The sequence below is a fragment of the Streptomyces diastatochromogenes genome, from assembly GCF_002242805.1.
Lineage (GTDB): Bacteria > Actinomycetota > Actinomycetes > Streptomycetales > Streptomycetaceae > Streptomyces > Streptomyces diastatochromogenes.
The window spans coordinates 120,937-135,921 of the sequence record NZ_MCGQ01000052.1; the positions used below are offsets into that span (position 1 = coordinate 120,937).

General features: G+C 71.3%; 13 protein-coding genes. 5 read left to right on the forward strand and 8 right to left on the reverse strand.

All coding sequences use genetic code 11. The features are described 5' to 3' along the window. Nucleotides 1-138: 138 nt before the first annotated feature. The 5 genes from BEK98_RS42185 to BEK98_RS42205 form a co-directional block, all read right to left on the reverse strand. Nucleotides 139-561, reverse strand: coding sequence for a MarR family winged helix-turn-helix transcriptional regulator (locus tag BEK98_RS42185; protein ID WP_094222225.1), 423 nt, complete (start codon nt 559-561; stop codon nt 139-141). Between the two features lie 95 nt (nt 562-656). Then, on the reverse strand, nt 657-1,643 hold the full coding sequence (locus BEK98_RS42190) for an MASE1 domain-containing protein (RefSeq protein WP_094222114.1): 987 nt from the start codon (nt 1,641-1,643) through the stop codon (nt 657-659). A 59-nt stretch (nt 1,644-1,702) separates the two neighbouring features. Next, a complete protein-coding gene (locus tag BEK98_RS42195) occupies nt 1,703-2,572 on the reverse strand; it encodes a PP2C family protein-serine/threonine phosphatase (protein ID WP_094222115.1) in 870 nt (289 codons plus the stop codon). A 70-nt stretch (nt 2,573-2,642) separates the two neighbouring features. Then, nucleotides 2,643-3,335 carry an alpha/beta fold hydrolase gene (locus BEK98_RS42200; RefSeq protein WP_094222116.1) on the reverse strand — a complete coding sequence of 231 codons (693 nt, stop codon included), beginning with the start codon at nt 3,333-3,335 and terminating at the stop codon, nt 2,643-2,645. Between the two features lie 110 nt (nt 3,336-3,445). Continuing rightward, a complete protein-coding gene (locus tag BEK98_RS42205) occupies nt 3,446-4,654 on the reverse strand; it encodes a hypothetical protein (protein ID WP_094222117.1) in 1,209 nt (402 codons plus the stop codon). Nucleotides 4,655-4,799: 145 nt separating this feature from the next. Here BEK98_RS42205 and BEK98_RS42210 point away from each other — a divergent pair, with 145 nt between their 5' ends. Continuing rightward, nucleotides 4,800-6,245 (forward strand): glyceraldehyde-3-phosphate dehydrogenase, encoded by a 1,446-nt coding sequence (locus BEK98_RS42210; protein WP_094222118.1) that lies wholly within the window; start codon nt 4,800-4,802, stop codon nt 6,243-6,245. Between the two features lie 76 nt (nt 6,246-6,321). Here the strand turns inward: BEK98_RS42210 and BEK98_RS42215 are convergent, their stop codons facing one another. From BEK98_RS42215 to BEK98_RS42225, 3 genes are all read right to left on the reverse strand, one after another. Further along, nucleotides 6,322-8,259, reverse strand: a complete 1,938-nt coding sequence (locus BEK98_RS42215; protein ID WP_094222119.1) for a collagenase — start codon at nt 8,257-8,259, stop codon at nt 6,322-6,324. Nucleotides 8,260-8,407: 148 nt separating this feature from the next. Next, a complete protein-coding gene (locus BEK98_RS42220; RefSeq protein ID WP_094222120.1) occupies nt 8,408-9,361 on the reverse strand; it encodes a LysR family transcriptional regulator in 954 nt (317 codons plus the stop codon). Nucleotides 9,362-9,550: 189 nt separating this feature from the next. Next, nucleotides 9,551-10,438, reverse strand: coding sequence for an NAD(P)-dependent oxidoreductase (locus BEK98_RS42225; protein WP_094222121.1), 888 nt, complete (start codon nt 10,436-10,438; stop codon nt 9,551-9,553). A 67-nt stretch (nt 10,439-10,505) separates the two neighbouring features. On the opposite strand from BEK98_RS42225, the gene BEK98_RS42230 reads away from it, so the two are divergent. From BEK98_RS42230 to BEK98_RS42245, 4 genes are all read left to right on the forward strand, one after another. Continuing rightward, a complete protein-coding gene (locus BEK98_RS42230; RefSeq protein WP_094222122.1) occupies nt 10,506-10,856 on the forward strand; it encodes a winged helix-turn-helix transcriptional regulator in 351 nt (116 codons plus the stop codon). A gap of 270 nt (nt 10,857-11,126) precedes the next feature. Further along, a complete protein-coding gene (locus BEK98_RS42235) occupies nt 11,127-12,653 on the forward strand; it encodes an alpha-N-arabinofuranosidase (protein ID WP_094222123.1) in 1,527 nt (508 codons plus the stop codon). 12 nt (nt 12,654-12,665) lie between these two features. Further along, nucleotides 12,666-13,958, forward strand: coding sequence for a glycoside hydrolase family 27 protein (locus BEK98_RS42240; RefSeq protein ID WP_244202216.1), 1,293 nt, complete (start codon nt 12,666-12,668; stop codon nt 13,956-13,958). Between the two features lie 2 nt (nt 13,959-13,960). Then, entirely contained in the window at nt 13,961-14,968 is a 1,008-nt protein-coding gene (locus BEK98_RS42245) for a LacI family DNA-binding transcriptional regulator (RefSeq protein ID WP_094222124.1), read from the forward strand. The last annotated feature ends 17 nt before the right edge of the window (nt 14,969-14,985 follow it).

Here is a 14,985-nt window from a genome sequence, read left to right on the forward strand (position 1 = left end):
CGAGTGTGGTGTTGGACAGGGCGACCCACTTGTAGCCGGGGCCGGGTGGCGTGTCCCGGAGGCGGGCGGAGCGGGCGAGCAGCCGGCCGCGCAGGCCCGCGGCGGACTCGCCCGGGGCGCCGCCTGGCGCCTGCCCGCTCACAGCCGTTCCGCCAGCCGGTCGAGGAGGGGCAGCGCGGCACGCAGTGCCTCGCGCTCCTGCGGGGTGAACTCGTCCAGGGCGTGGGCGAGCCGGCCCACGGACTCGGAGCGGCGCTCCTCCAGCACGGCCCGGCCCGCGTCGGTGACCGACACGATGGCCCGCCGTCCGTCGGCCGCGTCGGGGGTACGGCTGACCAGTCCGCGCTGTTCGAGCCCGGCGAGGGTGGTGGCCATCGCCTGGGGGCGGACGCGCTCCAGCTCGGCGAGCGAGCCGGGCGAGTCCGGTCCGGCGGTGGCCAGCCGGGACAGCACGGAGACGCCCGAGAGGGTCACGTCCCCCACGGCATGCGCCTGGCGCAGCCTGCGGACGATCCGGCCCATGGCCAGCCGTAGCGCGGCGGCGAGCGTCGTGTTGTCCATGTCCACGATTACTAACAATAGGTTTATCAGTCTGGACTGTTCAACCAAGGTTGAGTAATCGGCGCGGGACCGGGCTGCGGTGTCCACGCGGTGGGTCACGGCCGGTCGTCGGCGTCCGAGGGTGGGCGGGGCGGCGGGGGCTCGCCCGCGGTGAGGTGTTCCAGGACCTCCACCAGTTCCTGGCAGGCGTGCTCGACGGAACGGCGGGTGTTGCGCTGCTCGGTGATGACGGCCGACAGCAGCAGCGCGGTCAGGGCCATCGCGCCGTTGAAGGCCTGGAGCTTCGCCATGACCTCGATCGGGGTGAGTCCCGCGAAGGCCCCGACGCCGTCCGTCGCGGCGACGGTGGCCAGCACGGACGTGAGCAGGGCGCAGAGCATGCTGCCCACCAGCTCGAAGCGCAGCGCGGCGCAGATGATGACCGGATAGACGAGGAAGAGCACGCTGATGGTGCTGTACACGGCCAGCGGTACGACGACGCAGACCACGACGGCCAGCGCGGTGGCCTCCTTCCAGCGCGCCGTGGGCGGCGGCCAGCGAGCCCTGTGCAGCATCAGCAGCAACGGGGTGACGATGAGGACCCCCATCGCGTCGCCCACCCACCAGGCCAGCCAGATGGCCCAGAAGCTGCGCGCGGGCAGCTTGTCCGTGATCAGCAGGAGGCTGACGCCGATGGTCGCGCTGATCAGCATGGCGGTCAGCGCGCCGAGGAACACCAGGGCGAGGCCGTCGCGTAACCGGCTGACGTCGGTGCGGAAGCCGGCCCGGCGCAGCAGCAGCACCGCGCACACGGGCGCGACGGTGTTGCCGAACAGGAAGCCGAGGAGATCGAGGCTGGGGGGCGCGAGGTACAGGATGGCGAAGAGCGCCCCCAGCGTGATGCCGGGCCAGCAGCCCAGGCCGAGGATCAGCAGGGCGGCGACGGCGACGCCGGTGGGCGGCCAGATGGGGGTGACCACGGAGCCCTCGACGACGAGCCGGCGCAGCAGGCCGAGGCGCGCCGCGCCGTAGTAGCAGGCCGCGACGGCCAGCACCTGGACGGCGTAGCCGCCCGGCCGGCGTAGATCCTCGAAACCCACCACAGCAGCAATCTCACACCGATGGCCCGCGCTCGGCGAGGCGAGAGGCCTCCGGTCCCGCTCTATGGCTGAAAGCCCGACCCCTGACCGTCCCACCGGTCCGGCGGCCGCACCCCCGGCCCGTCGAGGCCCACGACGAGGACGGCGGCGTCGTCCTCGTGCCCCACGCTCTCCGCACCCTTGATCACGGCTGCGGCCAGCGCGTGCGCCTCCAGTCCCGCGACGGCCGCGATGCCGGCGAGCCGCACCACCTGGTCGAGTCCCTCCTCGATGTTCAGCGACGGGCCCTCCACGACACCGTCGGTGAGCAGGACGAACACCCCGCCGGTGGTGAGCCGGTGCCGGGTCACCGGGTACTCCATGCCCGGCTCGATGCCGAGCGGTGGCCCGCCCTCGTCGTCCACCACGCCGGACTTTCCGTCCGCCGTGGCCCAGACGAAGGGGATGTGCCCGGCCCGCGCGCTCTCCAGCACGCCCGTGACCGGGTCGAGCCGCATGAAGGTGCAGGTGGCGAACAGCTCGCTGCCCAGCGACAGCAGCAGCTCATTGGTCCGGCCGAGGAGCTCTCCGGGCTCGCTGGTGACGGAGGCGAGGGCGCGCAGCCCGGCCCGGACCTGGCCCATGAAGGCGGCGGCCTCGATGTTGTGGCCCTGTACGTCGCCGATGGACAGCCCGATGCGGCCGTCGGGCATGGTGAAGGCGTCGTACCAGTCGCCGCCGACGTTGAGGCCGTAGGTGGCGGGTGTGTAGCGCACCGCCAGGTGCAGGCCGGGGGCCGTCGGCAGATCCCGGGGCAGCATGCCACGCTGCAGCGCGATGGCCAGCTCGACCTGGGTGCGCTGCAGCTCCGCGCGCTCACGTGCCTGGGCGGTGAGCGAACCTAGTCTGGCCAGCAGCTCGTCGCCGTTGTCCGTGGAGCGCTTGCGGGGCATCGATCACTTCCGGCTGGGCGGTGGCCCGTCGTGGCAAACGCCTAGATTTTACCTTTATAGGACATTGACCTCATATCCATCCGTCGAGCGCCGACATGAACCCCTCGAAGTCGTCCCGGTAGAGGGTGTGCCCGGCTCCCGGGACGGTGCGGACCTCGAAGCCGCTCTGCCGCAGCTCCCCCGCCGCCTCGGGGGACACGAGACGACTGGAGTCGGCCAGCATGACCAGTGAGGGAACCACCGGGCGGGCCGGGGTCCGGCTGACCGCGTAGGCGTCGGGGAGGGCGTACGCGGTCGCGGGGTCCCAGGCGGCGAGCGTGGCCAACTCGACGTCCACGTCGGCCTCTTCCCACCGCGGGTTGAAGCCCGTGATCATCGCGCGGGGCGCGTCCTTGAAGGACGCGAAGGCGGAGGCGGCCGCGTGGGCGTTCTCCCCCACCTCCCAGGCCGGGTCGCAGTAGACGGCCCGCTCCGGTGCCAGCCGTTCGACGGCGAGGGCCAGCGCCATGGCACCGAGCGAGTGGCCGATCGCCAACTCCGGGCTCCCGGGCAGGGTTTCCACCAGGTCGTCGGCCCAGATCTCGGCGCCGTACTCCCCCCGGCCGCTCGCGCCGTGCCCGCGCAGGTCCACGCCGACGACCCGGTAGCCCTTGTCCGCCAGGGCCGGCGCGACCCGGCGCCAGGTCCGGTGGTCGGACATGATCCCGTGGACCAGGACGGCGACCCGGTCCCCGGTCCCCCACTCACGGGTGTGCAGCTTCATCGACACGCCTCTCTCGTCAGGAGTCCACACGATCCTTTCGTCGCACCGGCCCCTGATCCAGCCGTTTTCGGCCGTGGCGGGCGCTCTTCCCGTGGAAATCGGCCGGTGACTCACAGCGGGGAGTGGGCCACCACCGTCACATAGGCGCCGTACAGCAGGGACACGACGGCCAGGGCGCCACCGACGAACAGGGCCTGGGCCGGTCGCACCCGCCAGGTGCGGGCGAGGGCACGCGCCGGAGGGATCAGCAGGGGGAAGACCGGCAGCAGGAAACGCGGCTTGGACGAGAACGAGCCCGAGCCGCCGACCACGAGCAGCACCAGCACGCCCGCGAAGACGATCAGGGCGAGCGGGGCGCGGTCCAGGCAGAGCAGCCCGAAGAGGACGACACTGATCGCGACGATCATCAGGGCGGCCGGGTAGACGAAGCCGCCGCCGTGCAGGAGCAGCGCTCTGATGAAGCGCACGGCACCGGCGCCGAAGTCGAAGCGCGAGTCCCAGGCGCTCTGGATCTTGAAGTACCCCCCCAGCAGGTCGCCGGTCCGCAGCCCCACCCACAGGACGTAGGCGAGCCAGCCCAGCGGGGCGAGCAGGGCGCCGGCCCACAGGGTCGCGGGCACCCGGCCGCGCTGCCGCAGCACCTCCTGCGCGGCGGCGAGGCCGACGGCCGCCGCCACCGCGAACCCGGTCGGCCGGGACAGGCCCGCCAGCGCGGCCAGCGAACCGGCCCACAGCCAGCGGCCCTTGAGCACGCAGTACAGGGACCAGACGGCGAGCGCGGCGAAGAGGGACTCGGTGTAGGCGATGGTCAGCTCGACGGAGTGCGGCAGGACGGCCCACAGTCCGACCAGGGCGGTGGCGACGGCACGCCCGTACAGGTGGTGGCCGAGGACGTAGACGCCGTACGCGGCCGCGCCGGCGGCGGCCCAGGCGATCAGCAGCCCGGCCTGGCCGGGGCTGAGCGGGAGGACCGTGGTCAGGGCCCGGATGAGCCCGGGGTAGAGCGGGAAGAACGCCCAGTCGGCCTGCACCCCGCCGCTCGGGGTGATCCAGATGAGGTGCCCGTAGCCATGGGTGGCGATGTGCAGGTACCAGCGGGAGTCCCAGGAGTGGGCCAGGCTCCTGACCAGCGGGTGTCCGGTGAGGTGGTTGGCGACGATCACGACGAGGATCCCGGCGGTCCGGACCGCCGCGAACAGTGCGAGGGCCTGCAGGGCGCCTTCGGGGATCCGGTGCCGGGCGACGAGGGGCAGCGCGGGGCGGCGGAAGGGACGGGACGGGGCGGCCGGCTCGGGCCGGGGTACGGAGGACGTGCTCACTCTCCGACCTTGGTCACGTCACTGCGGGCGTGCAATCCGCGACCCGGCTTTCTTACGGTCTTCCACCCTGATTCAGGACCCCCGTAAAGATCCAGAACCGGGTGTTGTTATCATCTGAGCGCTGCCTAGCTCGAAAGATGGATCTGTGACTGTCAACGACGACTCGTTCACCAACTGGAAGAACCGCGAGGAGATCGCGGAGTCGATGATCCCGATCATCGGGAAGCTGCACCGCGAGCGGGACGTGACGGTCCTGCTGCACAGCCGCTCCCTGGTGAACAAGTCGGTGGTCAGCATCCTGAAGACGCACCGCTTCGCCCGGCAGATCGCCGGCGAGGAGCTGTCGGTCACCGAGACCCTTCCCTTCCTGCAGACCCTCACCACCCTCGATCTCGGCCCGTCCCAGATCGACATCGGCATGCTCGCCGCCACCTACAGGAACGACGACCGCGGTCTGTCGGTGGCAGAGTTCACCGCCGAGGCCGTCGCCGGCGCCACGGGTGCCAACAAGATCGAGCGCGGTGCCGGCCGCGACGTCGTCCTGTACGGCTTCGGCCGCATCGGCCGCCTCGTCGCCCGCCTGCTGATCGAGAAGGCCGGCTCCGGCAACGGCCTGCGCCTGCGCGCCATCGTCGTCCGCGGTGGCGGTGAGGCGGACCTCGTCAAGCGCGCCTCGCTGCTGCGCCGCGACTCGATCCACGGCCAGTTCAACGGCACCATCACCGTCGACGAGGCGACCAGCACGATCGTCGCCAACGGCAACGCGATCAAGGTGATCTACGCCAACGACCCCACCGAGGTCGACTACACGGCGCACGGCATCAAGGACGCCATCCTCATCGACAACACCGGCAAGTGGCGCGACCGCGAGGGCCTCTCCAAGCACCTGCGCCCCGGTATCGACAAGGTCGTCCTGACCGCCCCGGGCAAGGGCGACGTCCCGAACATCGTGCACGGCGTCAACCACGACACGATCAAGCCGGACGAGCAGATCCTGTCCTGCGCCTCCTGCACCACCAACGCGATCGTGCCGCCGCTGAAGGCGATGGACGACGAGTACGGCGTGCTGCGCGGCCACGTGGAGACCGTCCACTCCTTCACCAACGACCAGAACCTGCTGGACAACTACCACAAGGCCGACCGCCGCGGCCGTTCCGCGCCGCTCAACATGGTGATCACCGAGACCGGTGCCGCCTCCGCCGTCGCCAAGGCGCTGCCGGACCTCAAGGCCCCGATCACCGGCAGCTCGATCCGCGTCCCCGTCCCGGACGTCTCGATCGCCATCCTGAGCCTGCGCCTGGGCCGTGAGACCACCCGCGACGAGGTCCTCGACTACCTCCGCGACGTCTCGCTGAACTCGCCGCTGAAGCGCCAGATCGACTTCACCACCGCCCCCGACGCCGTCTCCATGGACTTCGTCGGCTCGCGCCACGCCTCGATCGTCGACGCCGGCGCGACCAAGGTCGACGGCGACAACGCGATCCTCTACCTCTGGTACGACAACGAGTTCGGCTACTCCTGCCAGGTCGTCCGGGTCGTCCAGCACGTCTCGGGCGTCGAGTACCCGACGTACCCGGCTACGGCGGTCTGACGCCGGGGACCCGTGTGACACGTGCGGCCGCCGACCGGGGTTCCGGTCGGCGGCCGCTGTGCTCGGGCGCGGGCGGTCAGGCCGCTGACGGCCTGGCGCAGGCGCCCGCGGCGCACGCCGTGAGCCACTGGTCGAAGTCGGCGTCGTAGCGGGTGCCGATGCCGTCGTGGTAGACGGCGTATCCGCCGGTGTAGTCACCCACGCGGAAGCGGGCGAGCATGCGCTGGGCGTCGTCGGGGTGCCGCTCGGACATGTAGCGCACGGCGAGGTAGCCCCACGGGTAGGTGCGGGTCACGTCGCTGTTGGCGTAGGTGTTCTCGAACAGGGTGCTCAGCTTGTACGTGTGCTTGGCGGCCTCCTGGATCGCCTGGTCGTCGGCGAGGCCCCGGTAGCTGTAGGAGACGTACTCGGCGAGGCCCTCGATCCACCACACGTCCGGCACCGAGGTCTGCTGGGTGAAGTCGCCCTTCATGTCGTCGCGGGCGTCGAGGAAGTGCGTGTACTCGTGGTTGAGGTTCCAGATGCGGGCCACGAAGCCGTCGTCGTAGTTCTTCTGGTACATGATCGACGTGACGCGGTTGGCCGGGTCGGACGGGTCGCCGTCGAGGGTCATGCCGCCGTTGTCGGTGCTGATGCCGTAGATCGGGCCGGCGTAGGTCTGGTAGTCGGTCCGGCTGGCGAAGACCACCAGCTGGATCGTGGACACGTACTGGCCGGGTATCGCTCCGTCGGCCTTGACCAGGCCACGGAAGTAGGTGCTCTGGTTCAGCACGCTGGCGCAGGCGGCGTCGAGGTCGGTGGCGGTCAGGGACTGGGCGAGGATGCTGACGTTCGCGTCGCAGTGCCGGGTGACCGGCAGGACGGCCTTGGTGAGCTTCGCCGGCAGGTCGCAGACGTCGTAGTACGCGCAGTCGGCGCCGTCGTAGGAGTTGGCCTGCGTGGCCACGGCGACCCAGAGTCCGGCCGTCGGTCCGGTGATCCCGGTCCGGTCCAGCAGGTCCTTGGTCAATGGCCGGACGGTCTCCCGCAGTTCCGGGTGCTCGACGTAACGGGCCAGGTTCATCCCGGCGTTGGAGTCCAGGAAGGCCAGGTCGGTGCCGAGCTGGTCGGTGTTGGCCAGCGCGAAGTCGTACAGGGTGTCGACGATGCGCGGGTCGGCGTCGACCGCCTGCACGTACGCCGGGTTCCAGTTGCCGCGCCACAGGGGCGTGTAGACGTCGTTGACGGCCCTGATCATGCTGTCGATCGCGTCGTACGAGCTGTCGTAGTCGTACAGCAGCCGCCGGTAGACGTCCAGGTAGCGGCCCTGCTGATCGGCGCTGTCGGTGAGGATGACCGTCTCGCCGAGGACGTCACCGTTCGCAGCCGTCACGTCCCGGGAGTGGGCGCGGGCGAAGAAGGAGTCCAGGCCGCCCGTGACGGCGGTGGTGAGACGCGAGGTGTACGACCCCACGTCCCCAGGGTGGTTGAACTGCACGTAGTAGCCGGCGCGCAGGAAGAGGACCAGCTGCAGCAGGCTGCCGGAGTTGTCGCCCCGGTACTGCCCGGCCGTGCGCGTGAAAGCGTTCGCCACGGTGAGCATCTGCGCCTGGCGGAAGATGTCGTGCCCGTCCCTGCCGGTGACCGAGAAGAGGGTGTTCACGCAGTCCGTGGAGGAGGTCTTCACGAACGAGACGAGGGCGGCTCCGGTACGGCCGCCGAAGTCGGCCGGAGTGCAGGAGGCCCCCTTGGCCACCCCGTGCGGGGCGGTTTCCATGCTCCGGGTGAACGTCGGGGCGTGGGGCGGGAGTTGGGCGGGGCTGAGCCGCCTCGCCTGGGCCGCGGGGCGTTCGGTGGCACCGGTGGTCGCGCCGGTGGGGGGTGGTACCGGGGTGTGTCTGCCGGGTGTGCGGGCGGCCGTACCGGCATGCGGCTGGGGTGCTGCCAGCGCCGGGGTGGACAGCAGGCCGGCCACGGTGACACAGACGGCGGCGGCACCGGCCATGCGTCTGGGCAGCGCGAAGCGATAGCGCATCGGGATTCCTCCACGAAGGGATGCGCCTCGGTGGGGTGTTGAGGCGTGTGAGGCACTGTCTCAGCGCGTCACCCGCACAACAATGGCGTGTGACATAGCACATGGCACTGCGCGCCCATAACACCCCGGCACGCTGTGGCGGCGACCGCTACGCCCCGGCGATGCTCCAGGTGCGCGACGCCCAGGTCCTCAAGTGCGGTGCCTGGGCGACCAGATCGCGATAGGCGCCGAGGGCCGACTGGAAGAGCGTCTCCACGACGTCGGCGGTGACCGTGTCGGGGCGCCAGGCCAGCACATAACGGCACCACAGCGGCGATCCGGCCAGCGGCTTGACGGTGACGTGCGGGATCGGGCGCAGCGTCGGCTGCACCAGGGACACCCCGAGGCCGTCGGCGATCATGCTCTGCAGCTGGGTCTGGTCCCCGAGGAACTCGTGCACGGCGACCGGGGTGAACCCGGCCGCCGCGCAGGCGTCGTAGAACACGCCGGGCCAGCCGGCGCCGTCGTCCGGGGTCACGAACCAGTCGTCCTCGGCCAGGTCGGCCAGCTGCACCTGGGCGGACTGACGCAGCCGGTGGCGCGAGGGCAGGGCGACGAACGTCGGCTCGGTGACGATGCCGCGGTGTTGCACGGCGGTCGAGTGCCGCAGCTCCATGCCCGGGTAGTCGGCGGCGATGGCCGCGTCGACCGCGCCCTCCTCCAGCAACTCGACGATCCGCGAGGAGGCGTAGACGCTGGTCACGGCGAGGGACAGCTCCGGCAGCCGGGTGCGGACGCGGGACACCGTGCCCGAGAGCATGGGCGAGTTGGTCGCGGCCACGCGCAGCGTACGGCGCGGCCGGGCGGCGGCGGGGCGGTGGCCGATGGCGTCGACGCGGGCCAGCACGTCCCGGGCCTGCGCGACCACCTCGGTGCCGTACCGGGTGGGCCGCACTCCGCTCGCGCTCCGTTCGAAGAGCGGCTCGCCCAGGTGGCGCTCGATGCGTCTGAGCTGCGTGCTCACGGCGGGCTGCGAGTACCCGAGGTGCGCTGCGGCACGGCCCACGCTGCCCGCGTCGGCGATCGCGCACAGCACCCGCAGGTGCCGAAGCTCCAGCTCCATCCGTCCACTCCCCGTTTCGTCCCACGACCGGCTCCCGGACATTGTCCGTCTCCCGGGAAACCCATGCTCACGGCATCCGCCGGCCGTGGTCGCGACCGGCGGACGGAAGCGTTCCATCGCACCGGCGCGCGCACAAGTCGCGGCTCCGGGCCCGTTACGTTCCGTAGGCCGGCCGTCACCCCCGGGGTGTCAGTGCCGGCCGAGTACCTCCGCGACCCGGATGAACCCGTCCGTGCCGTGGCCCAGACCGATGACCCGGCGGGCCATGCCCTCCGCCGCGCGCATCACGCCGGCGTCGATGCCGTGGGCCTCGGAGACGGCGACGACGTGGGTCATGGTCGAGACGGCCGAGGTGATGGGGTTGATCGCCCCGGAGTAGCTGCCGCTGTCGGCGTCCTCGGCGAACTCCGCGAAGAGCGGCGGCAGGATGGCGCCGATGCCCTGGGCGAAGGGTGCCAGTTCCCGGGCGGTGACTCCCTCCGCCCGGGCGATCGCCACGGCGTGCGCGTAGCCCGCCATCGCGGTCCAGAAGATGTCGAGCAGCGCGACGTCGTAGGTGGCCGCCCGTCCGATCTCCTCACCGAGGTGGGTGTGCGTGCCGCCCAGGGCCTCCAGCACGGGCAGGTGCTCATCGAAGAGGTCCTGCGGACCGCTGTGCAGGAACACGGCCTCGGGCGTGCCGATGCTCGGTGCGGGCGTCATGATCGCGCCGTCCAGGTAGCGGATGCCGTGGGCGGTCGCCCAGCCCGCCGTGCCCCGGGCGCGGTCCGGGGTGTCGGCGGTGAGGTTGACGACGGTACGGCCCTTCAGGGCCCGGGTGACCGCGTCCTGGCGCAGGACGGCGTCGGCCGCGTCGTAGTTCACCAGGCAGACGACGATCAGATCGCTCGCGGCGACGGCCTCCTCGGCGGTCGCGGCGCCGGCCGCGCCCTGTCCGATCAGTTCGCGGTCCCTGCCCGGCGTGCGGTTCCAGACCGTGGTCCGCAGTCCGGCCTCGAGGAAGGCGCCGGCCAGCGAGCGGCCCATCGGGCCGAGACCGAGCACGGTGACCGTGGAGTGTCCGGATGGAATAGACATGACTCAACTCCCGTATAGGTAAAAGCAAGCAGAAAAACGGACCAGGCAGAGGACCGGAGAGGACCAGATGACGCGCAGCCGTGCCCAGGATCCGAACGTGTGCGGAGTGACCGCCGCGATCGCCGTGATCGACGGCAAGTGGAAGACCTCGCTGCTGTGGCTGCTGGAGTCCGGCCCGCACCGGCCGGGCGAACTGCGGCGCCGGCTGCCGGGGCTCAGCGAGAAGGTGCTGACTCAGGCGCTGCGCGAGATGGAGTCGGACGGGCTGGTGCACCGGGAGGTGCACGACGTGCTGCCGCCGAAGACCGTGTACTCGCTGACCGGGTTCGGCCGCGACCTGGCCGAGGCCCTGGGCCCCCTGTCCGACTGGGGCCACCGCCGCCTGGATCGGCTCGTCGCGTCCCGGCCGGCCTCCTGACGCACTGTCACCCGCACCTCCCCGCTCCCCCGTCCGGCAGCCCCTGACCTCGGAGAACAGCCTCTCCCGGTGCGGCGGGGCTGCCAAGTACCCACAAAAAAGTGGGTGTTCGCGAGCTGACCTCCGGGTCGCTGCCGTCCTCCGGGGCGCGGCCGGCCTCCGGGGCGCGGCCGGCCTCCGGTTCGCCGCCGGCCCCCGCTCTCTTGACGCGACCGCCCCTTGATGCGAGCTTTTTTATCGATACAAAGGATCTCGGATTGGAGTACCGCCGTGCCCACCGCCACCGCGATCATCAACCTGGACATCGAGGGACCGACGATCAGCCGCCATCTCTACGGCCACTTCGCCGAGCATCTCGGGCGGTGTGTGTACGGCGGCTTCTGGGTCGGTGAGGACTCCCCGATCCCGAACGAGGGCGGTATCCGGCTCGACGTCGTCGACGCGTTGCGCGCGCTGAACATCCCCAACCTCCGCTGGCCGGGCGGCTGTTTCGCCGACGAGTACCACTGGCAGGACGGCATCGGCCCGCGTGAGCTGCGGCCCCGGATGGTCAACACGCACTGGGGCAACGTCGAGGAGAACAACCACTTCGGCACCCACGAGTTCATGGCCCTGTGCGAACTGCTGGGCGCGGAGCCGTACATCAGCGGCAACGTGGGCAGCGGCACCGTCCGTGAGATGAGCGAGTGGGTCGAGTACCTGACCCGCGACGGTGACAGCCCGATGGTGCGGCTCAGAAAGGCCAACGGCCGCGAGGAGCCGTGGCGGGTCAGGTTCTGGGGCATCGGCAACGAGACCTGGGGCTGCGGCGGCAACATGCGCGCCGAGTACTCCGCCGACCTGGCCCGCCAGTACGCCACGTACTGCCGTGACCACGGCGACAACAAGCTGTACCGCATCGCCTCGGGCGCCTCCGACGACGACTACAAGTGGACCGAGACGCTGATGCAGCAGATCAGCTGCTTCGGCTGCGAGGCCACCCCGCGCACGTACTTCCAGGGCATCTCCGTCCACTACTACACGCTGGCCGGCCCCTGGGAGGCGAAGGGCAGCGCCATCGAATTCGGCGCCGAGGATCACTACCGCACGATGCTGTCCGCGCGACGCGTGGACCGGATCCTCACCGGCCACTCCACCGTCATGGACGTCTACGACCCCCGGCGCACGGTCGGTCTCGTGCTGGACGAGTGGGGCACCTGGTGGGACGTGGAGCCGGGCACCAATCCGGGCTTCCTGTTCCAGCAGAACACGATGCGGGACGCGCTCGTGGCGAGCACCCACTTCGACGTGTTCCACCGGCACGCGGCGCGCCTGCACATGGCCAACATCGCCCAGACGGTCAACGTCCTGCAGGCCATGCTCCTCACCGACGGGGACGCGCTGGTGCTGACCCCGACGTACCACGTGTTCGAGATGAACAAGGGCCATCAGGACGCCACTTCGCTCCCGGTCCACCTGCGGAGCGAATCCGCCCGGCGCCGGGTCGGGGACGACGAGCTGGAGACGGTGTCGGCCTCCGCCAGCGTCAAGGACGGATCGCTGCTGGTCTCGGTGAGCAACCTGGACGCCGAGGAGTCCGCCGAGGTGAGCCTGGACCTGCGCGGCGGCCGCATCGGTGAGCCGTACGCGCGCATCCTGACGGCCGACAAGGTGCAGGCACACAACACCCCGCAGGCGCCCACGGCCGTGACACCGCGCCCCTTCGATGACCTGACCGTCACCGATCGGGGGCTGTCCCTCACCCTCCCGCCGCACTCGTTCGTCACGGTCCAGGCGCCCGTGACCCTCGCGGACTGAGCGGAGCCGACCATGGACCGACCGATCCCCGCCCGGCACACGCGCCCCCCGATGGGCTGGAACAGCTGGGACAGCTACGGCACCACGGTCACCGAGGACGAGGTGCTGGCCAACGCCGGGTTCCTGCGGGACCACCTGCTCGCGCACGGCTGGGACACCGTGGTGGTGGACATCCAGTGGTACGAGCCGACGGCCCGCGCCCACGGCTACAACCCGGACGCCCCGCTGGTCCTCGACGCGCACGGCCGCCAGCTCCCGGCCCCGAACCGGTTCCCGTCCGCCGCCGGCGGCGCCGGTTTCGGACCGCTCGCCCAGCGGGTGCACGATCTCGGCCTGCGCTTCGGCCTGCACATCATGCGGGGCGTCCCGCGCCGGGCCGTCGCCGCCCGGCTGCCCGTCGCCGGCACCGGCTTCACCGTCGACGAGATCGCCGACACCGGCTCCGTCTGCCCCTGGAACTCCGACAACTACGGCCTGAACCACGACCATCCGGGCGCCCAGGCGTACTACGACTCCCAGGTCGCCCAGTTCGCCCGCTGGGGCGTGGACTTCGTCAAGGCCGACGACATGCTGTTCCCGTACCACGAGCGGGAGATCGCCGCCTACGCCCGGGCGATCGATCGCAGTGGGCGGCCGATCGAGCTGAGCCTCTCCCCCGGCACCGACGTCTCCCTCGCCCGCCTGGACCATCTGCGGGCGAACGCCACCATGTGGCGGGTCTGCGACGACCTGTGGGACCGCTGGGAGGACGTCGAGGCCCAGTTCGCGCGGATGGCCCGGTGGGCTCCCTGGCAGGGCGAAGGCCACTGGGCGGACGCCGACATGCTGCCCCTGGGCCGGATCGGCATCCGGGCCGAGCGCGGTGAGGACCGGCTGTGCCGCCTGACCCGCCCGGAGCAGATCAGCCTGCTCACCCTGTGGCTGATCTCCCGCTCGCCGCTGATGATGGGCGGCGACCTGCCGACCAGCCCGCCGGAGACCGTCGAACTGCTCACCAACGACGAGGCGTTGGCCGTGCTCTGGCACAGCACCGGCAACCGCGAGGTGCTCCGCGAGGGGGACCTCGTCCTGTGGACCGCCGACGACACCGACGGGACCACCCGCTACGCGGCCGTGTTCTCCCTGGCCGACGGACCCCGCCGGTTCCAGGTGCCGCTCGGCTCGGTCGGCGCGCGCCCCGGCGACCGCGTCCGCGAGGTGTGGACCCGTACCGACACCCCGCACGACGGCCGCCACCTGACCGCCGACCTGCCCGCCCACGGAGCCGCCCTCTATCGTCTTGCGGAGGACACCGGGCGGGAGTGAGCGTGGCGACGATCCAGGACGTGGCGAAGGCGGCCGGGGTGTCGGCGATGACCGTCTCCAACGTCATCAACGACCACCCCCACGTCCGCCCCGCCACCCGGCAACGCGTCCTGGAGGCGATGGCCCGGCTCGACTACCGCGTCAACGTGGCCGCCCGCAATCTGCGCAAGGGCCGGACCGGAACCATCGGTCTCGCGGTCCCCGAGGTGAACCGCCCGTACTACGGCCGGCTGGCCGCCGCCCTCATCACAGCGGCGGACCGGCACGGCCTGCGGGTGAGCATCGAGCAGACCGGCGCACGGCGGGAGAACGAGCTGGCGGCGCTGTCCCTGTCCCGCAACCGGCTCTACGACGGGCTCATCCTGGCCACCGTCGGCATGGGCCCCGCCGACGTCGGTTCCCTCGAGGTCGACCACCCCGTGGTCATCCTGGGCGAGCGGATCTTCGGCGGCCCCGTGGACCACGTCGCGATGCCCAACGTGGCGGCCGCCGCGGCCGCCACCCGGCATCTGATCGAGCGCGGCTGCCGGCGCATCGCCCTCCTGTGCGGGGAACTGCGCGACGAGGTCGACGTGTCGAGCCTGCGCCACGCCGGCTACCGGCAGGCGCTGGAGGCCGCGGGCCTGCCGTTGGATCCGGAGCTGGTGCTGAGCGTGCCCTCGCTCACCATGGACGCCGCCGCCCGGCGGGCCCGGGCGCTGGCGGCGGACGGGCCGGCCTTCGACGGCGTGTTCTGTGTGACGGACACCGTGGCGATGGGCGCGCTGCGCGGCCTGGCCGATGCCGGGGTGCGGGTGCCCGGGCAGGTCAAGGTGATCGGCTTCGACAACGTCGACGAGAGCGCGTTCCTCGTTCCCTCGCTGTCCACGGTGGATCCGGACCACGACCTGATGGCCGAGCGGGCGGTCGCCCTGCTGGTCGCGCGGATGGGTCATGAGGGACGTCCGGCGCACCAGGAGGAGTTCGTCAGCACCTTCTCCCTGGTGATCCGCGAGTCCACGGGTCGCTGATCGCTCATTGCCATTTG